Source organism: Paraciimarium castrense LEGE 11436 (genome assembly GCF_056633055.1).
Genome location: NZ_JBSJOW010000005.1, coordinates 1 through 22,431, shown reverse-complemented (window position 1 = coordinate 22,431; position 22,431 = coordinate 1). Strand labels below are relative to the sequence as shown.

The 22,431-nt window shown below is 71.5% G+C and carries 25 protein-coding genes; 7 read left to right on the top strand and 18 right to left on the bottom strand.

Annotation, left to right across the window (positions count from 1 at the left end):
- Positions 1–24 precede the first annotated feature (24 nt).
- Both ACWJIO_RS08660 and ruvB read right to left on the bottom strand, forming a co-directional pair.
- Complete coding sequence (locus ACWJIO_RS08660; protein WP_480312848.1) at positions 25–870, bottom strand: tetratricopeptide repeat protein; 846 nt, start codon at positions 868–870, stop codon at positions 25–27.
- Positions 867–1,976: a Holliday junction branch migration DNA helicase RuvB gene (gene ruvB / locus ACWJIO_RS08655; RefSeq protein WP_480312847.1), complete on the bottom strand. Its 1,110-nt coding sequence runs from the start codon at positions 1,974–1,976 to the stop codon at positions 867–869. Before ruvB ends, ACWJIO_RS08660 begins: the two co-directional genes overlap by 4 nt.
- 101 nt (positions 1,977–2,077) lie before the next feature.
- On the opposite strand from ruvB, the gene smpB reads away from it, so the two are divergent.
- Complete coding sequence (smpB, locus tag ACWJIO_RS08650; protein WP_193913186.1) at positions 2,078–2,578, top strand: SsrA-binding protein SmpB; 501 nt, start codon at positions 2,078–2,080, stop codon at positions 2,576–2,578.
- On the opposite strand, the gene ACWJIO_RS08645 is transcribed toward smpB, so the two are convergent.
- Together ACWJIO_RS08645 and ACWJIO_RS08640 are read right to left on the bottom strand one after the other, a co-directional pair.
- Entirely contained in the window at positions 2,575–4,695 is a 2,121-nt protein-coding gene (locus ACWJIO_RS08645) for a serine/threonine protein kinase (RefSeq protein ID WP_480312845.1), read from the bottom strand. The two genes, smpB and ACWJIO_RS08645, sit on opposite strands and share 4 nt — an antisense overlap.
- Positions 4,695–5,696 carry a cysteine synthase A gene (locus tag ACWJIO_RS08640; protein ID WP_480312843.1) on the bottom strand — a complete coding sequence of 334 codons (1,002 nt, stop codon included), beginning with the start codon at positions 5,694–5,696 and terminating at the stop codon, positions 4,695–4,697. Before ACWJIO_RS08640 ends, ACWJIO_RS08645 begins: the two co-directional genes overlap by 1 nt.
- 67 nt (positions 5,697–5,763) lie before the next feature.
- Here ACWJIO_RS08640 and egtB point away from each other — a divergent pair, with 67 nt between their 5' ends.
- The 4 genes from egtB to ACWJIO_RS08620 all read left to right on the top strand — a co-directional run bounded on the left by egtB (position 5,764) and on the right by ACWJIO_RS08620 (position 8,868).
- Positions 5,764–7,068, top strand: a complete 1,305-nt coding sequence (gene egtB / locus ACWJIO_RS08635; protein ID WP_480312842.1) for an ergothioneine biosynthesis protein EgtB — start codon at positions 5,764–5,766, stop codon at positions 7,066–7,068.
- 89 nt (positions 7,069–7,157) lie between these two features.
- Complete coding sequence (egtD, locus tag ACWJIO_RS08630) at positions 7,158–8,135, top strand: L-histidine N(alpha)-methyltransferase (protein WP_480313166.1); 978 nt, start codon at positions 7,158–7,160, stop codon at positions 8,133–8,135.
- A 2-nt stretch (positions 8,136–8,137) separates the two neighbouring features.
- Positions 8,138–8,389, top strand: coding sequence for a hercynine metabolism small protein (locus tag ACWJIO_RS08625; RefSeq protein WP_480312841.1), 252 nt, complete (start codon positions 8,138–8,140; stop codon positions 8,387–8,389).
- Positions 8,386–8,868 (top strand): hercynine metabolism protein, encoded by a 483-nt coding sequence (locus ACWJIO_RS08620; RefSeq protein ID WP_480312840.1) that lies wholly within the window; start codon positions 8,386–8,388, stop codon positions 8,866–8,868. Before ACWJIO_RS08625 ends, ACWJIO_RS08620 begins: the two co-directional genes overlap by 4 nt.
- A 28-nt stretch (positions 8,869–8,896) precedes the next feature.
- Here the strand turns inward: ACWJIO_RS08620 and ACWJIO_RS08615 are convergent, their stop codons facing one another.
- The 7 genes from ACWJIO_RS08615 to ACWJIO_RS08585 form a co-directional block, all read right to left on the bottom strand.
- Positions 8,897–9,160, bottom strand: coding sequence for a hypothetical protein (locus ACWJIO_RS08615; protein ID WP_186698038.1), 264 nt, complete (start codon positions 9,158–9,160; stop codon positions 8,897–8,899).
- 64 nt (positions 9,161–9,224) lie between these two features.
- On the bottom strand, positions 9,225–10,733 hold the full coding sequence (lysS, locus tag ACWJIO_RS08610; protein WP_480312838.1) for a lysine--tRNA ligase: 1,509 nt from the start codon (positions 10,731–10,733) through the stop codon (positions 9,225–9,227).
- A gap of 60 nt (positions 10,734–10,793) precedes the next feature.
- Positions 10,794–11,558: a response regulator transcription factor RpaB gene (gene rpaB / locus ACWJIO_RS08605; protein WP_480312837.1), complete on the bottom strand. Its 765-nt coding sequence runs from the start codon at positions 11,556–11,558 to the stop codon at positions 10,794–10,796.
- 163 nt (positions 11,559–11,721) lie between these two features.
- On the bottom strand, positions 11,722–13,050 hold the full coding sequence (locus tag ACWJIO_RS08600) for an ABC transporter substrate-binding protein (protein WP_480312836.1): 1,329 nt from the start codon (positions 13,048–13,050) through the stop codon (positions 11,722–11,724).
- A complete protein-coding gene (gene mreD, locus ACWJIO_RS08595; RefSeq protein ID WP_480312834.1) occupies positions 13,041–13,571 on the bottom strand; it encodes a rod shape-determining protein MreD in 531 nt (176 codons plus the stop codon). The genes ACWJIO_RS08600 and mreD overlap by 10 nt, the downstream gene beginning before the upstream one ends.
- Positions 13,572–13,596: 25 nt before the next feature.
- Positions 13,597–14,337 carry a rod shape-determining protein MreC gene (gene mreC, locus ACWJIO_RS08590; protein ID WP_480312832.1) on the bottom strand — a complete coding sequence of 247 codons (741 nt, stop codon included), beginning with the start codon at positions 14,335–14,337 and terminating at the stop codon, positions 13,597–13,599.
- Positions 14,338–14,342: 5 nt separating this feature from the next.
- The gene (locus ACWJIO_RS08585; RefSeq protein ID WP_304523750.1) at positions 14,343–15,389 is read right to left on the bottom strand and encodes a rod shape-determining protein; all 1,047 of its coding nucleotides are present in this window, start codon (positions 15,387–15,389) and stop codon (positions 14,343–14,345) included.
- A 138-nt stretch (positions 15,390–15,527) separates the two neighbouring features.
- Between ACWJIO_RS08585 and ACWJIO_RS08580 the strand changes: the two genes are divergently transcribed.
- Positions 15,528–15,935, top strand: coding sequence for a single-stranded DNA-binding protein (locus ACWJIO_RS08580; protein WP_480312830.1), 408 nt, complete (start codon positions 15,528–15,530; stop codon positions 15,933–15,935).
- 63 nt (positions 15,936–15,998) lie between these two features.
- On the opposite strand, the gene ahcY is transcribed toward ACWJIO_RS08580, so the two are convergent.
- Positions 15,999–17,426, bottom strand: coding sequence for an adenosylhomocysteinase (ahcY, locus tag ACWJIO_RS08575; RefSeq protein ID WP_480312828.1), 1,428 nt, complete (start codon positions 17,424–17,426; stop codon positions 15,999–16,001).
- Positions 17,427–17,549: 123 nt separating this feature from the next.
- Between ahcY and tsaE the strand changes: the two genes are divergently transcribed.
- Complete coding sequence (gene tsaE, locus ACWJIO_RS08570) at positions 17,550–18,059, top strand: tRNA (adenosine(37)-N6)-threonylcarbamoyltransferase complex ATPase subunit type 1 TsaE (protein WP_480312827.1); 510 nt, start codon at positions 17,550–17,552, stop codon at positions 18,057–18,059.
- Here the strand turns inward: tsaE and ACWJIO_RS08565 are convergent.
- The 6 genes from ACWJIO_RS08565 to ACWJIO_RS08540 form a co-directional block, all read right to left on the bottom strand.
- On the bottom strand, positions 18,056–19,126 hold the full coding sequence (locus tag ACWJIO_RS08565; protein ID WP_480312826.1) for a carbohydrate kinase family protein: 1,071 nt from the start codon (positions 19,124–19,126) through the stop codon (positions 18,056–18,058). The two genes, tsaE and ACWJIO_RS08565, sit on opposite strands and share 4 nt — an antisense overlap.
- Before the next feature lie 47 nt (positions 19,127–19,173).
- A complete protein-coding gene (gene mutT, locus ACWJIO_RS08560) occupies positions 19,174–20,328 on the bottom strand; it encodes an 8-oxo-dGTP diphosphatase MutT (RefSeq protein WP_480312824.1) in 1,155 nt (384 codons plus the stop codon).
- Between the two features lie 79 nt (positions 20,329–20,407).
- The gene (locus ACWJIO_RS08555) at positions 20,408–21,193 is read right to left on the bottom strand and encodes a glycosyltransferase family 2 protein (RefSeq protein WP_480312822.1); all 786 of its coding nucleotides are present in this window, start codon (positions 21,191–21,193) and stop codon (positions 20,408–20,410) included.
- Positions 21,190–21,723, bottom strand: coding sequence for an NDP-hexose 2,3-dehydratase family protein (locus ACWJIO_RS08550; RefSeq protein ID WP_480312820.1), 534 nt, complete (start codon positions 21,721–21,723; stop codon positions 21,190–21,192). The genes ACWJIO_RS08555 and ACWJIO_RS08550 overlap by 4 nt, the downstream gene beginning before the upstream one ends.
- On the bottom strand, positions 21,723–22,160 hold the full coding sequence (locus tag ACWJIO_RS08545) for an NDP-hexose 2,3-dehydratase family protein (RefSeq protein WP_480312819.1): 438 nt from the start codon (positions 22,158–22,160) through the stop codon (positions 21,723–21,725). The genes ACWJIO_RS08550 and ACWJIO_RS08545 overlap by 1 nt, the downstream gene beginning before the upstream one ends.
- Before the next feature lie 69 nt (positions 22,161–22,229).
- A partial coding sequence (locus ACWJIO_RS08540) for a sigma factor-like helix-turn-helix DNA-binding protein (RefSeq protein WP_480312818.1) occupies positions 22,230–22,431 on the bottom strand: 202 nt, incomplete at its 5' end.

The window sequence follows — 22,431 nt, the reverse complement described above, 5'->3', positions numbered from 1 at the left end:
GGGATCAGCTCAGGGGGGTGCGGCTCAGGAGAGGGCCAGGAACTGCTGGAGAGCCTCCACCGGAGCGGGCGGCCAGCGCCGCGTCTGCCGTAACCATTCTTCCTGGCGGTAGCGGGGATCGAGGCCCGAGGCGGCCGCCCAGTTGCTCTCGGCCTCGCCGCGGTGGCCCTGTTGCCAGAGCAGGGCCGTGAGGCCGGCGCGGGCGTCGGCGAACAGGGGATAGCGGCGGATCAGCGAGCGCAGGGCCTGTTCAGCGCCGGCGCGATCGCCCAGCTGGAAGGCGGCCAGGGCGGCGCTGGAGCGGGCCATCGCAAAGCCCGGCCGGGCCAGCGACGCCGCCTCGAAGCTGGCCCGGGCCGCCGGCCAGTCGCCCTGGGAGCCCAGCACATTGCCGAGGTTGTAGAGGGCCGAGGCATCGGCCGGATCGCGCTCCAGGATCCAGTGGTAGTCGTCTGCGGCGGCCTGCCAGCGCCCCAGCGACTCCTCAGCGGTGCCGCGGTTGAGGTGGGGGTCGGGGCTGGCCGGATCGAGCTCTGCGGCGCGGCTCTGGTCGGCAATCGCCGCCTCGGCATCGCCCAGGGCCAGGCGCACATTGCCGCGGTTGCTCCAGGCGGCGGCGTCGCCGGGCGCCAGGGTCAGCACCTGATCCCACAGGGGCAGGGCCTCGCCGAAGCGCCCCTGACGGCTGGCCAGCAGAGCCTGCTCGAACAGCCTCTCGTGGGCGGCGGGATCCGGCTCGGCACCTGCGGCCCCTCCACCGGTACCCCCATCGGCACCAACAGCGGCAGCGCTGCCCAGCCAGACCAGCAGCACCAACCCGGTGGCCAGCAGAAGCCTCGACAGGCGGGTAGCGAGGGCTCGCCAGCTCATGCGATGGCGCCCTGGGCGTCGAGATGGGCGCGGCCGGCCGGTGTGAGCAAGCGCCCCCGGGGGGTGCGTTGCAGCAGGCCCTGCTGCAGCAGATAGGGCTCCACCACGGCCTCGAGGGTGGCGGGGTCCTCGCCGAGGCCGGCGGCCAGGGTGTCGAGCCCCACCGGGCCGCCCCCGTAGGCCTCCAGCATCAGCCGCAGCAGGCGACGGTCGTGGGCGTCGAGGCCGCGGCCGTCGACGCGGTGCAGGCTGAGGGCCTGGTCCACCAGGGCCGCCGTGATCAAGGGCTCACCGTTGACGGCCGCCACATCCCGCACCCGGCGCAGCAGCCGGTTGGCGATCCGCGGCGTGCCCCGGCAGCGGCGGGCCACCTCCAGGGCCGCCTCGGGCTCAAGCTGCAGGCGCAGCAGCCCGGCCGCCCGCTGCACGATGGCCTGCAGGTCCTGCAGGCCGTAGAACTCCAGCCGCTGGATCAGACCGAAGCGATCCCGCAGCGGCGAACTCAGCGAGCCCGCCCTGGTGGTGGCCCCCACCAGGGTGAAGGGCGGCAGCGGCAGGCTGCGGGTGCGGGCGGTGGTGCCCTTGCCCACGGTGAGATCGAGGCGGAAGTCCTCCATCGCCGGATAGAGCAGCTCCTCGGCCACCCGGCTGAGCCGGTGGATCTCATCGATGAACAGCAGCTCGCGGGGCTGCAGGTTCACCAGCAGACCCACGATGTCGCGGGGGCGCTCCAGGGCCGGCGCGCTGGTGATGCGGCAGCGCACCCCCAGCTCCTCGGCCAGCACCAGGGCCATGGTGGTCTTGCCCAGGCCCGGGGGGCCGTAGAGCAGCACGTGATCGAGGGCCTCGGCGCGGGCCTGGGTGGCCTCGATGGCGATGCCGAGCACCTGCTTGAGTTCTCCCTGGCCGATGTAGTCGGCCAGGCGACGCGGGCGCAGCGAGTCCTCGCGGGCCTGGGGAGCCTCGGGGGCAGCCTCGGGCCGGGGTTCAGTCTCGGACCGGGGGTCAGTCTCGGCATCAGCCTGGGGATCCACCAGCCGCTGGCCGGAGCCAGCGCCGCTGCGGCGAGGGTGCTGGCCCTGGGATCCGGAGGAGACGATCGCCATGGCTGGAGGGTACCGGCCCCGCCCAGCCGCTGTGCCGCCTGGGGCGGCCTGCAGGGCACCTAGGGTCGGCAGTGGAGCAGGCGCGCAGCGAGAGCGAAACCATGGCCAAGGGCGGCACCAAGAAGCTGGCCGCCAGGGCCCAGCGGGATGCGGCGCGGCGCCTGCTGGCCGACAACCGCTTCGCCCGGCACCAGTACGAGATCCTCGACGACCTCGAATGCGGCATCGAGCTGCTCGGCACGGAGGTGAAATCGGTGCGGGCGGGTCAGGCGAACCTGCGCGACGGCTTCTGTCTGATCCGCAACGGCGAGCTGCAGCTGCACAACGTGCACATCTCGCCCCACAGCCATGCCGGCGCCTACTTCAACCACGAGCCGCTGCGGGTGCGCCGCCTGCTGGCCCACCGCCGCGAGATCGAGCGGCTGCGCGTGGCCCTGGAGCAGAAGGGCCTCACCCTGATCCCGCTCAACCTGCACCTGCACGGCTCCTGGATCAAGGTGTCCCTGGGCCTGGGCAAGGGCCGCAAGCTGCACGACAAACGGCAGGAGGAGCGGCGCAAACAGGAGGCCAAGGACACCCGCTCCGCCATCGCCCGGCTCTAGGGACCCGGCTCGCCCGGCCCGTCGTCTCCGTTGGGGGAGTTGCCGGCCGCGGGCGAGGGATCCCGGGGCAGCGGAGGGCCGCCGTCAGGGGGATCCTCAGGTCGGGTCAAAGCAGGAGCTGAGCGCGGCGGCGAGTCCTGCGTCCCGGCAGGCTCCGGCGCTACCGGGGTGGGGGGCTCCGGAGGGGCGCTCGGCACGGGCAGATCGGCCCGCAGCGACAGGGTGATCAACGCCGGCGCGACCCCCTCATTGGTCACCAGCAGCTGCACCGGGGAGGCCTTCTGAGCCGGCAGGCTCACCACGCGCAGCGGGCCCTTGGGCTCCAGCAGCGTGCCGTCGGCGCTGAACACGCTCATCGCCATCAGGGGCGAGCCATTCACCCCCAGCACCAGCCGGTGGCCCGGGGTGAGCCGCACCGGGAAGAGCCGCGCTCCGCCGGCCTCCACCGAGGCCGAGATCGTCTGGGTCTGCAGGGGCCGGGCTTCGATCGCTTCGATCTGCATGCTGCCGAGGATCTGCTCCGCGGCGGCAAACCAGAGCTGGCGGAACGGCTCCGCCGGGATCGCCGTGCCCTGGCGGCCGCGCAGCAGACTCTGGGCATTGCCCGACACCAGCTGGAGCAGCACCTGGGGGCTGATGCCCTGGCTGGCCAGACTCTGCTGACGGCGTTGCCAGTCGGCGTTGCTGAAGCCGCCCAGACGACGGCGGATCTCCAGCGGCAGTTGCTCCACCCGGGCCAGCCACTCCTCGGCCAGGTCGTTCCACACCTTGCGCAGGGGCGCGTCTTCCAGGGAGTCGCTGGGCGGGCGCCCGCCCCGCTCCGGGAACTGGGCCAGCAGGCTGGCGTCCACCAGCTTCAGAAACCAGGTGCGATCCACCTGCAGGGCCCGCAGCCGGTTGAGCAGCTGCTGGCGCTGGTCCACTTCGCCAGGAGGGAGGCTGTCGGGCAGCTGCAGGGCCGCATCCGGGGCCGTGGGCGCCGCCTGGCGGCCGCGGCTGAGCCACCACCAACCGAGCGCCGTGCCGACCACGGCGGAGAGCACCAGCGCCATCACCACTGGCCAGAGACCGCCCTCAGCGGCCTCATCCCTGGCCTGACCACGGCTGCGGGCCGGGGTGGCGGCCGCGGGGGAGCGCAGGGGCGGCAGTTCCGGCGGAGCGGCAGGGGCGGCGGCCAGCGGGGCGGCCGCGGCCAGGGAGGCCGCAGCAGCGGCGCCTGGGGGGCCGGCGCTGTCCCTGGCGGCTGCCACCGAGCTGGCCGGCTCCCGCACCGGCGGCGGCACCAGCACCACGGTGCGGTCGGCCCGGGGCACCGGGCCGGTGGACTCAGGCATGGCCAGGGCCTGAAAGGCCGTGAGCGCCTGGCTGGCCGACGCGAAGCGCTGATCCGGCTGGCGCTGCAGAAGCCGTTGCAGGGTGTTCTGCAGATCCGGCTCAGCGGACAGGGCGGCGGGCATGCGCCACTGGGCCGTGACCGGATCGAGCAGGGTGGCCGGCGCATCGCCACTCAGCAGCACCAGAGCCGTCACGCCGAGGGCATGCAGGTCCATCCAGGCCTCGGGCCTGGAGCTGTGGGCCAGCTCCGGCGGCGCATAGCCGGGAGTCACCACCACGCCGCCCGCCACCAGCCCGTAGTCGAGCAGCACGGGCAGGCCGTCGCTGTCGCGCCGCAGCAGGTTGGCCGGACAGAGATCGCCGTGCACCAGCTCCTGGCCATGCAGCACCGCCAGCACGGGCAGCAGCTGGCGCACCAGCAACAGCACCTCGCCGGCACCGAACACCATCTGCCGTTCGGCCCGCACCTCGATCAGCTGCTGGTAGGTGCGGCCCGCCTGCCACTCCCGCACCAGCCAGAGGGCGTCAGCGTCCCGCACCGCGCTGCCCAACCGTGGCACCTGGGGATGGAGCACCCCCTGCAGCTGGCCCCAGCGGGCCAGGGCGGCGGCCTGGTCAATGCTGGGCTCCAGCCGCCGCAAAGCCACGAAGCCGTCGCCGGCCAGCTGGTCGCGGGCGCGCCAGAGGCTGCCCTGGGCTCCCTGGCTGAGGCATTGATCGAGCCTGTAACGATCGCCGATCAGCACACCCGGCTGCAAGGCAGGAGCGGAATCAGGGGGCATCAGCCGGCCGCGGCCAGGGCCCGCTCAGGTTGCCGCAACCCCTTGGTGGCGAGCCACTCCCGGTCATAGAGCCGGGAGCGGTAGCGGTCGCCGCTGTCACACAGCACGGTGACGATCGTGTGGCCTGGGCCGAGGCGGCGGGCCGTCTCCACAGCCGCGGCCACGTTGATGCCCACCGACCCCCCCAGGAACAGGCCCTCCTGCCAGAGCAGGCCATAGATGGTGTCGAGGGCGGCCTGGTCGACGATGCGCACGGCGTCATCCACCGGCGCCCCCTCGAGGTTCGCGGTGATGCGGCTGTTGCCGATCCCCTCGGTGATCGAGCTGCCCTCACTGCACAGCTCGCCGCTGCTGGCCCAGCTGTAGAGGGCGCTGCCCTCCGGATCGGCGAGCACACAGCGCACGGCGGCGTTGCGTTCCTTCAGGTACAGGGCCACGCCGGCGTAGGTGCCGCCCGTGCCGGTGGCCGCCACCCAGGCATCGATCCGGCCGTCGGTCTGCTCCCAGATCTCGGGGCCGGTGGAGCTGTAGTGGGCGCGGCGGTTGGCCAGGTTGTCGAACTGATTGGCCCACACCGCCCCGGGGGTTTCGGCGGCGATGCGGCCCGAGAGCTTCACGTAGTTGTTGGGGTCGCGGTAGGGCACGGCGGGCACGGTGCGTACCTCGGCCCCGAGGCTGCGCAGCAGCCCGATCTTCTCGGCCGACTGGGTGTCGGGAATCACGATCAGGGCGCGGTAGCCGCGGGCATTGCAGAGGTGGGTGAGGCCGATGCCGGTGTTGCCCGCCGTGCCCTCCACCACGGTGCCCCCGGGCCGCAGCAGACCCTCCTGCTCAGCCTCCAGCAGGATGCCCAGGGCGGCTCTGTCCTTCACCGAGCCGCCGGGGTTCATGAACTCCGCCTTGCCCAGAATCTCGCAGCCCGTGAGCTCACTCAGGGCATGCAGGCGGATCAGGGGGGTGTGACCCACCGCCCCGACGAAGCCCTGAGTGATCTGCCCCATGCCGTGACCGCCGCCTGGCGGGATCGTAGGCAACCTCCCTAAGGTCGGGCCTGCACCCGGCACTCCCATGACCACAGGCCTGCCGGCCAGGCTCCGTCAGGTGCGTCAGCACAGCCTGGATCTGATCGCACCGCTGCAGCCGGAAGACCTCTGCCTGCAGGGCATGGCCGACGCCAGTCCGCCCAAGTGGCACCTGGGCCATACCACCTGGTTCTTCGAGACCTTCGTGCTCCGGCCCCAGCAGGCGGCCGGCGCGGAGCTGGGCTTCACGGCGGCGCCCGAGGCCTGGGGCTTCCTGTTCAACAGCTACTACGACACGATCGGCGCCCGCCACCCCAGGCCCGAGCGGGGGCTGCTGAGCCGCCCGCCGATCGAGGCCGTGCTGGCCTGGCGCCAGCAGGTGGATCAGGCCCTGGAAAGGCTGCTGGAGCAGCACGGGCCACTGGAGCAGGAGCCAGGCCCGGGCCCGTCATCCAGCAGCCACGAACTGCTGGAACTGGGCCTGCAGCACGAGCAGCAGCACCAGGAACTGCTGCTGATGGACCTCCTGGACGGCTTCAGCCGCAATCCCCTCGAGCCCTGCTACGCGGCCGAACCCGAGGAGCGCTTCCGCAGCGCCTGGGTTGCAGGCGGCGAAGCCTCCCCGTCGGCATCCGGCTGGCTGGAGCACCCCGGCGGGCTGCTGGAGATCGGCCACGAGGGCGCCGGCTTCCACTTCGACAACGAGGCGCCCAGGCATCGCCAGTGGCTAGACCCCTTCGCGCTCGCCGAGCGGCTGGTGACCAACGGCGCCTACGCCGCCTTCATCGCCGATGGGGGCTACAGCCGAGCGGAGCTGTGGATGAGCGAGGGCTGGGCCCTGGCCAGGGCCGAGGGCTGGCGGGCCCCCCTCTACTGGCGCGACGGCACGGCCGAGCCCTATGCCTTCACCCTGGCGGGCCCGCAGCCGCTGCACCCCGAGGCGCCCGTGCGTCACCTGAGCTGGTTCGAGGCCGACGCCTTTGCCCGCTGGGCCGGGGCCCGCCTGCCCACGGAGGCCGAGTGGGAAGCCCTGGCCGGGCGCCTGCCCCAGGCCCATGGCCTGCTCTGGCAGTGGACCGCCAGCCCCTACCGCCCCTATCCGGGCTTCCGCGCCGCCCCGGGAGCCGTGGGCGAATACAACGGCAAATTCATGAGCTCCCAGATGGTGCTGCGCGGCAGCTCCTACCTGACGCCCCCGGGCCATGCTCGACCCACCTACCGCAATTTCTTCCCGCCTGGCTGCCGCTGGATGGCCTCCGGCCTGCGGCTGGCCCAGGACCGCCCCGAAGCCCGCCCCGACCTGGCCAGCCCGCCCGATCACCCCAGCCCCTCCAGCCCCTCAGCCGCGTGACCGCTCCGCCATCCGCCCCCGCCAGCCGCCCTGCCGCCGCCACGGCCACCCCCACCGAGCTGATCGACCTGCACCCCGAGCCAGCCGACATGGTGCGCCTGGTGAGCGAGGGCATGGCCCGGCAGCCGCGGCAGCTGCCCGCCTGGCTCCTCTACGACGCCGAGGGCTCCCGCCTGTTCGAGGCGATCTGCGCCCAGCCTGAATACAGCCTTACCCGGGTGGAAACGGCCCTGCTGGAGAGCCGGGCAGACGAGCTCGCCGCGGCCCTGGGCGAGGGCGTGCTGGTGGAATTCGGCGCCGGCAATGCCCGCAAGGTGGCGCCGCTGCTGAGGGCGCTGCGACCACCGGCCTACGTGCCGATGGACATCAGCGCCAGCCACCTGGCCGGCGCCTGCGAGGCCCTGCAGGCCCAGCACCCGGCCGTGCCCGTGCTCGGCATCTGCTGTGACTACAGCCTGCTGGCCCAGCTGCCCGAGCACCCCCTGTTGCAGGGCGAGCGCCTGCTGGGCTTCTACCCCGGCAGCTCCCTGGGCAACTTCAGCCCCGACCAGGCCAGGCGGCTGCTGGAGCAGTTCAGCCGGCTGCTCGGCCCCGGCAGCTGCCTGCTGATCGGCATCGACCAACCCAAGGACAGGGCCCAGCTGGAGGCGGCCTACAACGATGCGGCCGGGGCCTCAGCCGCCTTCGGCCGCAACCTGCTGGTGCGCCTCAACCGCGACCTGGGCGGCAGCTTCGATCCCAGCGCCTTCACCTACCGGGCCCGCTGGGAAGCCGACCACAGCCGCATCGCCATGGCCCTGGTGAGCCGGCAGGAGCAGGAGGTGCAGCTGGCCGGCCGCCGCTGGCGGTTCGGGGCGGGCGAGGAGCTGATCACCGAATACAGCGTCAAGTACAGCCCCGAGGCCTTCACCGCCCTGGCGGCAGCGGCGGGCTGGCGGGCCGTGCGGCGCTGGAGCGACCCCGCCGGCGACCTGTCGCTGCACCTGCTGGTGCCGGAGGCGCAGGGCCGGGGCGTCCCCCAGGGAGCAGACTCAGAGCGGACTGCGCCAGAGCAGCGGGAGAGCTGACCATGAGCCGGGAAGAACAGCGGGCGGCGATGCGCCAGGTGCGCGAGGAGCTGGTGGGCGAGCTGGAGGAGCTCTACCGCCGGGCCTTTGACCGGATCGGCGATGCCAGCCTGGGCGAGGGGGCCGTAGCGCGCCTCACGCAGTTGCTGCTCTGTTCCCGGGAGGCCGCGATCACACCCCTGCAGCAGGAGATTGAGGCGCCGCTGCTCACCACCCCCGAGGGTGAGCCCACGCCGGTTCAGCCGCCGCTATGAGCTGGCTGGAGGATCTGGAGGCCCGGCTGGAGACCCAGCTGGAGGCCTTTCTGGCCGCCAACCCCGAGCAGGAAGCCCTGCTGCGGGATCAGAACGATCGCGACCAGCGCCGCGACCTGCTGGCCCAGCGCCGGGCCCTGCAGAGCCAGGCCGAGCGCCAGCGCCAGGGGCTGCTGCAGCTGGCCGAGGAGATCCGCTCCTGGCAGGCCCGCATCCTCAAGGCCCGATCCGCCGGCGCCGGCGCCCTGGCCGACCGGGCCGAGGCGCGGGTCGAGGCGCTGATGCTGCAGGGCCGGCGCCACTGGGAGGAACTCGCCGCCCTGGGCAGCCGCTTCGCGGAGATCGAGCAGGGAATCGCTGAGCTGGCCGCCCGCCAGAGCCAGGCCCGCCGGGCCGCCGGCGGCGCCGACCTGGAGCGGGACTGGGCCGCCTTCGAAGCGGAACAGGACCTGGAACGTCTGCGGCGCCGCCAGGGCTGAGCGACCCGCCTAGGCCCTGGTTACCGGCTCAAGCCTTGGGGGCGGGGGGCACCAGGCTGACGCCCTCGGGTGGGGGGGTGGGGTCGGGATCGGCGATCAGCATGTGCTGCAGCACGATCTCGGGGCGTTCGCTGTCCCGCCAGCGGATCCGATAGGCGGGCATCTTGGTGCCCCGGCTGGTGGTCTGCTCGACCGGCTCCATCACCCAGCCGCGGCGAGAGCGGCCCTGGGGGTTGCGCTTCACCACCGCATCTGCGTGCTGGAAGCGAAAACCGACGCGCTCGCCACTCATGGAATCGCTGCCCCCATTGGGGAAGATTGCCTACCGGTGCAATTATCTCATTGCGCCCCGCCGCTCAACCGTCCTCGCCGTCCCGGCTCCGCTGTAACTCGGGTCGTAGCAGCGGAAAGGCGATCACATCGCGTATCGAGGCGCTGTCGGTGAGCAGCATCACCAGGCGGTCGATGCCGATGCCGAGACCGCCGGTGGGGGGCATCCCCACCTCCAGGGCCTGGAGAAAGTCCTCGTCCACGCCCTGGGCCTCCAGGTCGCCGGCCGCCTTGCGCAGCTGCTGGGCCTCCAGCCGCTGCCGCTGATCCACCGGATCGATCAGCTCGCTGAAGGCATTGGCGGTCTCGCGGCCCACGATGAACAGCTCAAAGCGCTCCACCAGGCCGGGCTTGCTGCGGTGGGCCCTGGCCAGGGGAGAGTTCTCCACCGGGTAATCCAGCACGAAGGTGGGCTGGATCAGGCTCTCCTCCACCCGCTGCTCAAAGGCCTCCACCAGGAGGCGGCCCACTGAATCGGCCAGGGCCGGCACCTCAAGGCCCTGGGCGGCCATGGCGGCGGCGGCCTCCTCCCGACTGCTGAACAGGCTGAAGTCGAGCCCGGTGGCCTGCTGCACGAGCTCAAGCATGGTGGCCCGCCGCCAGGGGGGGGTGAGGTCGATCGTGCTGCCCTGGTAGGGAATCACGGTGCCGCCGCACACCTCCTGGCACACATGGGCGATCAACGCCTCGGTGAGCTCCATCATGTCGGTGTAGTCGGCATAGGCCTGGTACACCTCCACCGAGGTGAACTCCGGGTTGTGGCGGGTGCTCACCCCCTCGTTGCGGAAGATGCGGCCCAGCTCATAGACCCGCTCGAAGCCGCCCACCACCAGGCGCTTCAGGTGCAGCTCCGTGGCGATGCGCAGGGTGAGGGGCAGGTCGAGGGTGTTGTGGTGGGTCTCGAAGGGGCGGGCATCGGCGCCGCCGGGCTGGCTCTGCAGTACCGGGGTCTCGATCTCGAAGAAACCGCGCTCGTCGAGCCAGCGGCGCAGGGCGCCGATCGCCCTGGCCCGGCGCCGGAAGGTCTCACGGGTGTGGGGGGAGACGATCAGATCGAGGTAGCGCTGGCGGTAGCGCTTCTCCACGTCCGCCAGGCCATGCCACTTGTCCGGCAGGGGCTGCAGGGCCTTGCAGAGCATGGTCCAGCCGGTCACCTTCACTGACAGCTCGCCGCGGTCGGTGCGGCGCAGGCTGCCCTCCACGCCGATCAGGTCGCCGGCATCCACCAGGGAGGTGAGCTGCTGGAAGGCCTCGGGATCGCTGGCCGCCAGGGTGGCCTTGTCGATGAACAGCTGAATCGGGCCGCTCTCATCGGCCAGGGTGAAGAAGGCGAGCTTGCCCATCACCCGGCGGGTCATCACCCGGCCGGCCACACACACCGGAGTCCCATCCTCGGCGCCGTTGGCCAGGTCGGCGTAGGTGGCCTGCAGGTCGGCCGTGCGGTGGGTGGGGGCAAAACGCAGCGCGTAGGGCCCCTTGCCGAGCTCAGCCAGGGTGTGGGCCTTCTCCAGGCGGGTCTTGCGCAGCTCCGACAAGGGAATGAGGATCTCAGCTGGCAGCCATCCTGCAGGAGAGGAGCCCAGCTGCGGCTGGGCTCAGCCCGCGGCGCTGAGGCCCACGTCGCCAAGGCGCTGGGAGGCGTAGCCGGTGCCCCGCACCGTGAGGATCAGCTCGGGGTTGCGGGGATCGGGCTCCAGCTTGCCCCGCAGCCGGGCCACATAGACATCCACCACCCGCAGGTCCGCGGCGCGGCGGGGCGGATAGCCCCACAGCTGCTCGAGGATTTCGGCCCGGGGCACAACGCGGCCGGGTTCGCGGAAGAGCAGCTCCAGCAGGCTGAACTCCGTGTAGGTGAGGGCGATGCGGTCGCCTTCGCGGGTCACCTGGCGGCGGTTGGTGTCCACCACCAGGTCTCCGAGCCGCAGCACGCCGCTGCCGCTGGGCATCTCCCGCGGCTCACTGGCGGCCGAGCCCCGGCCCACCCGCCGCAGAATCGTGGCGATGCGCGCCTCAAGTTCCTTGGGGCTGAAGGGCTTGGGCAGGTAGTCGTCGGCGCCGAGGTCGAGGCCGGACACCCGCTCGGCGATGGCATCGAGGGCCGAGAGAAAAATGATCGGCACGCACGATTCAGCCCGCAGCCGCCGGCAGACGGCAAAGCCATCCAGCTTGGGCAGCATCACATCGAGCACCACCAGATCGGGCTGCTCCTGGTGAAAAAGCGTGAGGGCCTCTTCGCCGTCCTCAGCACAGAGAACGCGGTAGCCCGCCAGCTGGAGACGCATCAGCAGCACCCGCCTCACGGCCGCCTCGTCGTCGACTACGAGCAGCGTGGCCTTGGGCTCCGCTGGCGTGATCGACATGTCCGCGGAGGGCATGGGCGCAGCGCCTGGGGATGAAGAATCGCAACCATACCCCTGAGAGAGGCGTTAGGTCATCCCCCAGATCGGCTCCGGCAGTGCCGTTCTGCCCAGGCTTAAGCATTTCTGCAGAAACAGACAGAAGCGGGTGCTGCTGCTACGCGGTTCAGGGCCAACGGGACGCGGCATAGCGGTCCCAGTCCTGCCGCGCCGTGGCCAGGGCCGTGTCGCTGTCGCTCTGGCCCAGCATGGCGCGCTGCAGCTGGGTGTAGACGATCGTCTGCAGTCGCTTGATGCCGGGGATCGCCGGCACCAGCACCTGGGCCCGCTCCAGGGTGGTGGCCGAGAGCAGGCGGGCGCTCTCCACCAGCCGTTGCTCGGCGGTGGCACCGCCCTCCTGCCGGCGCAGGCTGACCTGCAGCCGCTCCAGGGCCGCAACGCTGGAGGGCAGCACCCGGGCCTCCTCGGCAAAGCGGTATTGGTTGTCGGCGTTGGTGAGGAACAGCCCGAAGCTCACCGCGGCCGCGGCCATGGCGCTCTGCTTCGGCACCACCAGGTTCATCACAGCCACGTTGGCGGCGCCATCGGCGCCGGTGAGGGGCGCGAAGGGGCTGGTGCGTGCGGCGATGCCGGGGGCGTTGGTCTGGAGGTTGCGCAGGAAATCCGGCCCGGTGGACACCTGGGCGAGATCCCCGGATTGGTAGAGCTCGATGGCACGCCGGTAGCCCTGGCTCACCACTTCCCTGGGCAGCAGGCCCCGGCGGTAGAGATCACTCCAGAAGGCAAAGGCCCGCCGGCCAGCGGGGCTGTCGAAGGCCGCCCGGCGGCGGTCATCGAGCAGGCGCACGCCCATCTGCACCATCGACTCCAGCAGCTCGGCCGAGTCGTCCGGCACCACGGTGGTGAACAGGGCATAGCGGCCCGTGCGGCGCCGCACCGCCTCGGCATAGGCGGGCACCTGATCCCAGCGGCTCGGTGGCGCCGGGTAGCCAGCCTGCTGCAGCAGCTCCCGGTTGGCCATCGTGATCCGGGCCGTGAGATACCAGGGGATGGCGAACTGGCTGCCGTCCTGCCGGCCCGCCTGCCAGATCCGTGGCAGGTAGCGCTGCTCGGCCCCGGCAGGCAGCACCGGCTCCAGGTCGAGCAGGCCCCCTTTGCTGGCCAGGTTGGCCGCGAAGGGGGGGTTGAGGTTCACCAGATCCGGAGCGGTGCGGGCGAACACGGCGGCCAGCAGCTTGCGCTCCACCGAGCCCCAGGGCACATCGGTCCAGCGCACCCGGATGCCGGGATTCTGGGCCTCCCAGGCCGCGATCACAGCCGCCAGGTAGTCGTTGAAGCGCGGGGCCAGATCCAGGGTCCACACGTTCAGCTCACGCCGGCCATCGGGGCCGACTCCGCCGCCGCCGCCGCCGCAGGCCCCCAGGGCAGCGCTGATCCCGGCCGAAGCACCGGCCATCGCCAGCAGCCGCAGCAGCTGTCTCCGCGTCAGGGCCATCGGGTTCCACCTCCCATCACGTCGCTGCGCAGTCCTGGAACCTGCAGGCGCCAGAGCAGCAGCTGCAGCGAGCACAGCATGGGCGCCAGCAGGGCCGTGATCAGGGTCTGGGCCGTGAGCACCTGCAGGGGCGCTGCGCCCAGCTGGCCCGCCAAGCGCTGCTGCAGCATCACGCTGAGGCCCAGCAGGGCAGTGCCAAACAGGGCCAGCAGGCCGAGGTTGAAGCTGCGCTCCAGCCGGGGGTGCCGGCGGCCCAGCCGCCCCCACCACCAGCCCAGCAGCACCAGCGCCGGGATCTGGCTCACCGGGCCGAGCTGGAGGGCATCGAGCATCAGGCCCAGCACCAGCCCCGCCAGCATCCCCGACCAGGGTCCATCCACCAGGGACCAGGGCAGCAGCCAGAGCACGGCCCAGCTCGGACCCACCCCCGCGAGCTGCAGGACGGCCGGGGACCCCAGGCTGAGCAGGGGCACCAGCAGCACCGTGGACGCGCACCAGCGTTGACGCGCCAGCCCACTCATGGGCTGGCCTCCGCGATGGCGTCGCTCACTTCGGCCTCACCTGCACCCAGTCCACCGCATCCAGGGGGGCGCTGAGCTGCACCACGGCCTCCGGGGCCGGCACCGCGTCCTCATTCACCGTCTGCACCACCCCCACCGTCAGGTTGGGGGGCACCAGGGTGCTGGCCGGGGAGGTCACGATCACGTCGCCGGGGCGCACATTGAGATCCCGATCAATGAAGCGCAGCACGGGCCTGGGGGTGCCGAGGCCCACCAGCAGCCCATGGCGCCGGACCCTGGCCACCCACACCCCCACCCGGCTGCTGGAATCGGTGAGCAGGGCCACCGTGGCCGTACTCGGCGTCACGCTCACCACCCGCCCCACCAGACCGCCCGGGGCTACCACCGCCTGGCCCGGCGCCACCCCCTGCAGGGAGCCTCGCCCGAGCACCAGCTGGCGCCACCAGCCCCCGGCGGTGCGGGAGATCACCGGGGCAGGGATCGCCTTGCCGCCGGCCTGCTGCAGATCCAGCAGCTCCCGCAGCCGCAGGTTGTCCGCCTCCAGCATCGAGAGGCGGGTCTGCTGGTCGAGCTGCTGGGCGGACCTGATCCACTCCCCCTGGGCACTGCCTGGCCAGAACGGGCGGCTGAGCAGGGCATAGGCATCGCTCAGCCCAGCGCCCTTGCTGAGGCGTACCCCCACCAGGGCCAGCACCACCAGTGCCCAGGGCCAGAAGGCCCTGAGCCGGCGCAGCGGCGGCAGTCGCGGCTGGCGGTCCGACTGCATGGAGCTCAGGCCGCCATGCGCACGAAGTCAGGGGTATCGAGCACGCGCTCCAGCCGCTTGTAGTCCTCCAGCACCATGCCGCAGCCCATCACCACACAGAGGAGCGGGTCTTCGGCGATGTGGGTGAGGATGCCCGTCTCGTGGCTGATCAGGTCGCTGATGCCGCGCACCATGGCGCCGCCGCCGGCCAGCATGATGCCGCGATCAACGATGTCGGCCGCCAGCTCCGGCGGCGTGCGCTCCAGGGTGCGCTTCACGGCCTCCACGATCACGTTGAGGGGCTCGGCCATGGCCTCGCGGATGTCGCCGGCCCGCACGTTGATGGTGCGGGGCAGGCCGGAGAGCAGGTGCAGGCCGCGCACGTCCATGGAGGTCTCGTCGTGCTCGTCGTCGGGGAAGGCCGAGCCGATCCGGATCTTGATGTCCTCGGCGGTGCGCTCACCCACCACCAGGTTGTGCACCTTCTTGAGGTACACCCCGATCGAATCACTGAGTTCATCGCCCGCCACGCGGACGGATTCACTCAGCACCGTGCCGCCGAGGCTGAGCACCGCCACCTCGGTGGTGCCGCCGCCGATGTCCACGATCATGGTGCCCACGGGCTCGGTCACCGGCAGACCGGCGCCGATGGCGGCGGCCACGGGCTCATCGATCAGGTGCACCTCGCGGGCCCCCGCCAACCCCGCTTCGCGCACGGCACGGCGCTCCACGCCGGTGACGCCGCTGGGGATGCCGATCACCAGCCGCGGCGCCACGATGCCGCGCCCCTCGTTGCCCTTCTGGATGAAGGTCTTGATCATCTGTTCGGCGGCGTCGAAATCGGCGATCACGCCGTCGCGCAGCGGCCGGATGGCTCGGATGTTGCCGGGGGTGCGGCCCAGCATCAGCTTGGCCTCATCGCCCACCGCCAGAGGCACGCCGCGCTCCAGATCCAGGGCTACCACTGAGGGCTCCTGCAGCACAATGCCCTTGCCCGACACATACATCAGGGTGTTGGCCGTGCCCAGATCGATGCCGATGTCGCGGGAGAACTGGAAACGACGAAAGAACACGGACATCCGTTCAGGCAGCCCCGCATCATACGGGGGCCATCGGGGAGCGTTACAGCCGGACCCCAGGGTGGAACTGAACCGCTGAGGGCGCCTCAAGGGGTGCCGCATCATTGATCCAATCGACCAAGGAGACCCGCTATGGGCGTCAATTCCATCACCCTCGTCGGCCGTGCCGGCCGCGATCCCGAAGTGCGCTACTTCGAGTCCGGCAGCGTGGTGGCCAACCTCACGCTGGCGGTGAACCGGCGCAGCCGCGATGACGAACCGGACTGGTTCAACCTCGAGATCTGGGGCAAGCAGGCCCAGGTGGCCGCCGACTATGTGCGCAAGGGCTCCCTGCTGGGGATCATCGGCAGCTTCAAGCTCGACCGCTGGACCGACCGCACCAGCGGCGAGGAGCGCACCAAACCTGTGATCCGGGTGGATCGCCTCGAGCTGCTGGGCTCCCGCCGCGACGCCGAGGGCGGTATGGGCGGAGGCGGCGGCAGCTTCGAAGGTGGCGGTTTCGGGGGTGGCCAACCCAGTGAGGAGGAAGTGCCCTTCTGAGCGGAGAGCAGGGCCCCCTCATCAGGGGCACCCACCCTGGAGAGCCGGCAACTGGCCGGTGGCTCAGTAGCGGTAGTGCTCGAGCTTGTAGGGCCCTTCCACCGGCACGTTGATGTAGGCGGCCTGCTCGGCGCTGAGCTCGGTGAGCCTGGCGCCGATCTTCTCGAGGTGCAGGCGGGCCACCATCTCGTCGAGGTGCTTGGGCAGCACGTACACCTCCTTGCCGTAGTGATCGCCCTTGGTGAACAGCTCGATCTGGGCCAGCACCTGGTTGGTGAAGGAGTTGCTCATCACGAAGCTGGGGTGGCCGGTGGCGCAGCCCAGGTTCACCAGCCGGCCCTCAGCCAGCAGGATGATCCTGTTGCCGCTGGGCAGCAGGATGTGATCCACCTGGGGCTTGATGTTGTCCCAGGCGTACTGCTTCAGGGAGGCCACATCGATCTCGTTGTCGAAGTGGCCGATGTTGCACACGATCGCCTGATCCTTCATGCGGATCAGATGCTCGTGGCGGATCACCTGGAAGTTGCCGGTGGCGGTCACGAAGATGTCCACATCGGCCACCACGTCGTCGAGGCGCACCACGCGGTAGCCCTCCATGGCCGCCTGCAGGGCACAGATGGGATCGATCTCGGCAATCATCACGGTGGCGCCGAGGCCTCTGAGCGACTGGGCCGAGCCCTTGCCCACATCGCCGTAGCCCATCACCAGGGCCACCTTGCCGGCCACCATCACGTCGGTGGCGCGCTTGATCGAATCCACCAGGGATTCGCGGCAGCCGTAGAGGTTGTCGAACTTGCTCTTGGTGACCGAATCGTTGACGTTGATCGCCGGGAAAGGCAGCTCCCCGGCCTTCTGCAACTGATAAAGCCGCGCCACGCCCGTTGTGGTTTCCTCCGTGACACCCTGGATGGCGGCATGGATGCGGGAGTAGAAGCCCGGCTGGGCGGCGAGCTTCTGGCGGATACTGTTGAAGAGGGCGGTCTCCTCTTCATTGGAGGGGTGATCGAGAACGGAGGGATCCTGCTCGGCCTTGGTGCCGAGAATCACCAGCCCGGTGGCATCGCCACCGTCGTCGAGGATCATGTTGGGCGTGCCGCCATCGCCCCACTCGAGGATGCGGTGGGTGAAGGCCCAGTATTCATCGAGGCTTTCGCCCTTGTAGGCGAACACGGGGATGCCGCTGGCGGCGATCGCGGCGGCGGCGTGGTCCTGGGTGGAGAAGATGTTGCAGCTGGCCCAGCGCACTTCGGCGCCGAGGGCCGTGAGAGTGTCGATCAGAACGGCCGTCTGGATCGTCATGTGCAGCGACCCGGCGATGCGGGCGCCCTTGAGGGGCTGCTGGGCGCCGAAGCTGCGGCGCAGGGCCATCAGGCCCGGCATCTCGGTTTCGGCAATGGCGATCTCCTTGCGACCGAAGTCAGCGAGGTCGATGTCGGCGATCACATACGACGATGTGGTCTGCAGCGTGGGCGCAGTGGGGCTGGCCACCATGGTTGGGACTCCTGAAGAACTGCTCACTCCCGGCTGGGAGGGCATGGTTGGGCAAATATCTGCAGAGACGCCGAGGCTTCGGGCTCGCTTGAGCGGCAATCTACAGACAGCCACCGGATCCGCGTGAGCCCCTCCAGCCCGCCCTGGCGCCGCCAGCAGCTCGCCGATGCCAGCGCCACCCGGGCCCTGGGGGCGGCGTTGGCGCAGTGGCTCAGGCCCGGGAGCCAGGTGCTGGTGGCCCAGGCGCCGATGCTGCTCCTGCAGGGCGACCTCGGCAGCGGCAAGACCTGCCTGGTGCAGGGCCTGGCCGCAGCCCTGGGCATCGGCGAGCCGATCACCAGCCCCACTTTCGCCCTGGCCCAGCACTACCTGCCGCAGGGAGCCGATGCGGCGGCGCGGCCCCTGGTGCACCTCGATCTCTACCGGCTGGAGCAGCCCGGCGCGGCCGATGAGCTGCTGGCCCAGGAAGAGGAAAGTGCGTTTGAGCTCGGTGCCGTGCTGGCCGTGGAATGGCCCGAGCGGCTGAGCCGGCCGCCCGGCACGGCCTGGTGGGTGGAGCTGCAGCTGCTGGACGGCTCCGACCCCGAGGCCGGCCGCCAGGCCCTGCTCTGGCGCCCGTCCGAGGCGCGCTAGTCCCGATCGGAGCGGGGCTCCGCCGATCCGTGCGGAGGCCCGCTCAGCTGGGCAGCCAGAAAGGCCTCCACTTGGGCGGCGCTGGGCTGGGGATCGATGGCGCCAGCCCCCTGGCACACCAGGGCCCCGCAGGCGCTGGCGAAGCGCATCAGCTGCTCCACCGCCAACCCGTCATCCCCCTGCAGCAGCTCAGGCCTGGCCACCAGACCATGCAGCACCCCGGCCGTGAAGGCATCGCCGGCGCCGGTGGTGTCAAGCACCGGCACCCGGTAGGGAGCCATGACGCCGCTGGAGTGGCCGAGGCACCAGCGCAGCCGCGCCGCCCCATCGGTGACCACCACGGCCGGCTGCTGGGGCAGGGCCGCCCGCACCAGCTCCGGATCGGCACTGCCGAACAGCCATCGCGCTTCCTCCGCGGCGCACTTCACCAGGGCGGCCCGCTGCAGCAGGGCGCGGATGCGCCCGGCCTGCTCTGGCCTGGGCCCCGCCTGCGGCGCCGCCGCGCCATCCCAGAAGGTGGGTCGCCAGTTGACATCCACGGCCAGATCTACGCCGCAGCTGCCGGCGTGCTCCACGGCGCGTTCCAGGGCCGCCGCGGCGCCGCCGGCCAGGGGCAGGGTTCCCACCAGCAACCAGCTCGCCGGCTCCGGCAGGGCCGCCGGCTCCAGGGCCCCATCGGCGAAGCCCTCGCCACGGTCGCCCGCGAAGCCGCCGAACTGGCGCTCGCCGGCCAGGTCACGGCGCACCAGCACGATGCGGGTGGGCCGCTGGGCATCCCACTGCAGGCCGCTGGTGTCGACGCCCCGGGCCCGGAACAGCGCCGCCAGGGCCTCGCCAGCCGGGTCACGCCCCAGCCGGCCCAGGAAGGCCGCCCCCGTCCCCAGGCGGGCCAGGGCGCAGGCCACGTTGGCGGGGGCCCCACCGAGGCGGTCGTCGCAGTCGCCAGGGGGGGCGCTGGCGGGATCGCCGCCCAGGGGTCCCAGGCGATCCACCAGCGCCTCGCCAAGGCACAGCACCAGCGCTCGTGGGGCGGCCGGGGGCGGAGCAGCCAATGGTGGGGCAGCCATGGGAGCGGGGCCAGCTCCCCCCAGGCTGGACCAGGGCCGAGCCGGTGTCAGCCGGGCTCCACCAGCCCCCGGGCAAGCCGTTCCTGCAGGGCGGCGATGATACGGGCATTGGCAGCCGGGAAGGGAAACTGCGCGAGCTGCTCCGGCCGCACCCAGCGCACCTGCTGGCTGGCCAGGGGCTGGGGCTCGCCACTGCTCCAGCGGCAGAGGTGCACCACGAAGCGCAGCCGCTTGTGGCTGTAGGCATGCTCGAGGCAGATCAGCTCCTCCCCCACCTGCACCTCGATGGCCAGTTCCTCGCGCAATTCGCGGGCGATGGTGGCCGCAATCGCCTCGCCCGGCTCCTGCTTGCCACCGGGAAACTCCCACAGCCCCCCCAGCAGACCCTCCGGCAGGCGCTGGTCGATCAGCACCCGGCCGTCGGCGTCGAGCACCACCCCCACCCCGATCACCTGGAAGGGCACGGTCTTGGCGGCATCCTTCACGGGGAAGCGGGCGGGATCGCCGGCAGCGTAGGCAGCGCAGTGGCCCTGCCAGGGGCAGACCCCGCAGCGCGGTTGGCGGGGGGTGCAGACGCTGGCGCCCAGGTCCATCAGGGCCTGGTTGAAGGCGCGGGGATGGCGGCGATCCAGGAGGGTGTGGCTCAGCTGCCAGTACGCCGCCTGCTGGCGGGCCGGGGGCTGGGGGCAGGCGAGCAGCCGCGCCAGCAGCCGCCGCACGTTGCCATCCAGGATCGGGTGGGGCAGGTCGTAGGCCGAGGAGAGGACGCTGCCGGCGGTGCTGGGGCCCACCCCCGGCAGCGCCAGCCAACCCTCCAGCTGCCGCGGCCAGGGGTCGCGCGGGGCTTGGCCTTGAGGGCCCTGGTCAGGAGGGGCCTGCATCAACAGCTGCCTGGCCCCCTGATGCAACCGCCGCGCCCGGGCGTAATAGCCGAGGCCCTGCCAGAGCAGCAGCACCTGATGCTGGTCAGCGGCCGCCAGGGCCTCCAGGCTCGGGAAGGCCGCCATCCAGCGCTGCCAGTAGGGGAGCGCCACCTGCAGCTGGGTCTGCTGCAGCATGATCTCGGCCACCCAGATCCCCCAGGGATCGAGGGCCTCGCCGGGCTGGGGCGGGCGGCCATCGGCATGCAGCTTCCAGGGGAGGTCATGGCGTCCCTCCAGGCGCCACCAGGTCAGCAGACGGCTGCGCAGCCTGGGCGCCAAGCCACTGAGCCGCTGTTTGGCTGCCTCCAGACTCCACACCACCGCTGATTCCAAACCGGCCTGCATCCCCCGCTTCCCCCTAACGCGCCTGCTGCTGGCCGGAGGCAGACATCTCCAGGTAGCGCTCAGGGTCGGCCTGCAGCCGCAGGGCCAGGGTGAGTCCGGCAGACCGCCCACGGCGGGCCATGGGGCGGCCGAGCTGGGCGGCGCTCTGGCGCAGCTTGCGCGGAGGGCGCTCACGCAAGGGCCCGGGGCTGAGCGATTCGAACAGGCGGATCAGCCGCTGGTGCTCCGGGGTGAGGGCGTTGTAGCGATGGCGGCTGCCGCGGTGGTTGTGGGTCACCACCCGGATGCCGGCCAGGCGCCAGGCCCGCAGCAGCCAGTCGCGCAGGGAGGTGCGCCAGAGGCGGCTGGAATGGATCCAGGGGCCGACGCAGCGGGCACAGGCCGTGCGCACCAGCCAGAAACTGCTGGGGTCGGCGTAGAGGTCTTCGGGGCGCAGCATCAGCCGCAGATCCCTGAGCTCGGGGCAGATCGAGAGCCGCTTCATGAACACCGGACGAATCGAACCATCGGGCTCTTCCTGGCAGGTCGCCAGCTTCAGGGTCGGCGCCTGAGCGAAGGAGTTGGGGCCGGACTGCTCCCCGAAGCGCTCGCTCAGGTTGTAGTGGCGCACGCGGGGATCGGCCGGGGCGGCGAGCATGGCGCCTGTGTCCGGCGCGCAGCAGTTGCCCACCACCAGGGCCTCCCAGTCGGCACAGGCCTGCAGCCGCAGCGCCCGCAGGGTGCTGCGCAGAGCATCCACCCGTTTGTACGTGGCGATCACGACACTGACGCGGGCGGCCGGGGGCAGCACGGCGCTCACGGGTAAACCAGCAGCATCGTGACCAGGCTGCGGGCCTCATTGGAGAACACGCCCTGGCACTTGAGCAGCCGCTCGATCTGGCCGAGGGTCATCCAGCGCAGTGATGGCGAGCTGGGCAGCGCATCGTCCTCCGCCATCAGGGCGATGCTGTAGCGGGCGATGGAGCGGTAGAGGCGCTCTCCTTGATCGGCATGGAGGCTGCCGAGCAAGGGGGTGGCCCGTCCCAGGAGCTGCTGCAGCACGAGCTCCTCAGCATCGAGTTCCGGCACCGGCGAGGGGACGCCGCCGGCATCCTGCAGGGCCGGACCGTACTGAAAACCCTCGCGGAAGCCGATCTCAGCGCGGCGGCGGAACAGCAGGTGCGGCACCCCGTTGACGTGGCGGGCCAGCAGCACCGCCGTGGCCTGGCGCTCCTGGGCCACGATCGTCTGATCCCAGCTCCGAACCGGGCGTTCGCTGGAGCGCACCTGGAAGCGGTGGGCCTGTCGCAGCTGCTGCAGCGTGGACAGGATCTCTGCGTCACTGCTCATCACCTGGTTGGAGGGGGCGGCATGGGGGCGCAGCAAGCCCTCACCGATCCCCCCTGCCCCTGCCAGCGGCCGAAGGGCACCGTGCCGCCGGCCGGCAGCGACCAGTCGGAGCTGGCCAGCACCGAGCGGGCATCGGTGTCGATCTGGAAGTCGGTGCCCAACAGGGCACACACCTCAGGCAGGGGGGCCCAGTGATCGCCCTCGGCCGTGTCGAGGGGCAGCTCCGGCGGCACCTCCACGGTCATGTTGCGGTTGTATTTGCCCAGGAAGCGGGTGGCCTGCACCGCCACGATGCTGAAGCCGCCGCCGGAGTGGTGCCGCAGGGCACCGCCGCTGGGGGGACACTCACGCGATTGCCGCCAGGGGATCTCTTCCCCATGCAGGACGCAGAGCTGGCGGCGATGGTCCAACCAGGACAGCAGCGACTCATGCGGCATGGGCTGGGAAGAGGAGCAGGGCGCCGCGGGGCTTTCCGGGCCGACGCCCTAACCCTGCAGCCGTCACCCTCAGCTCGCCACGTAGGCCTCCACGGCACTGCCCAGACGGCGCAGGCCGGCCAGGCCGTCGCGCTCCAGGTTGCGCACCCGGTCACGGCTGATGCCAAGCACGCGGCCGATGCCGGTGAGGCTCATCGGCTCGGCCACGTCCGCCGACTCCGGATCGATGCCGTAGCGCATCTTCAGCACCCGCCCCTGCAACTCCGGCAGC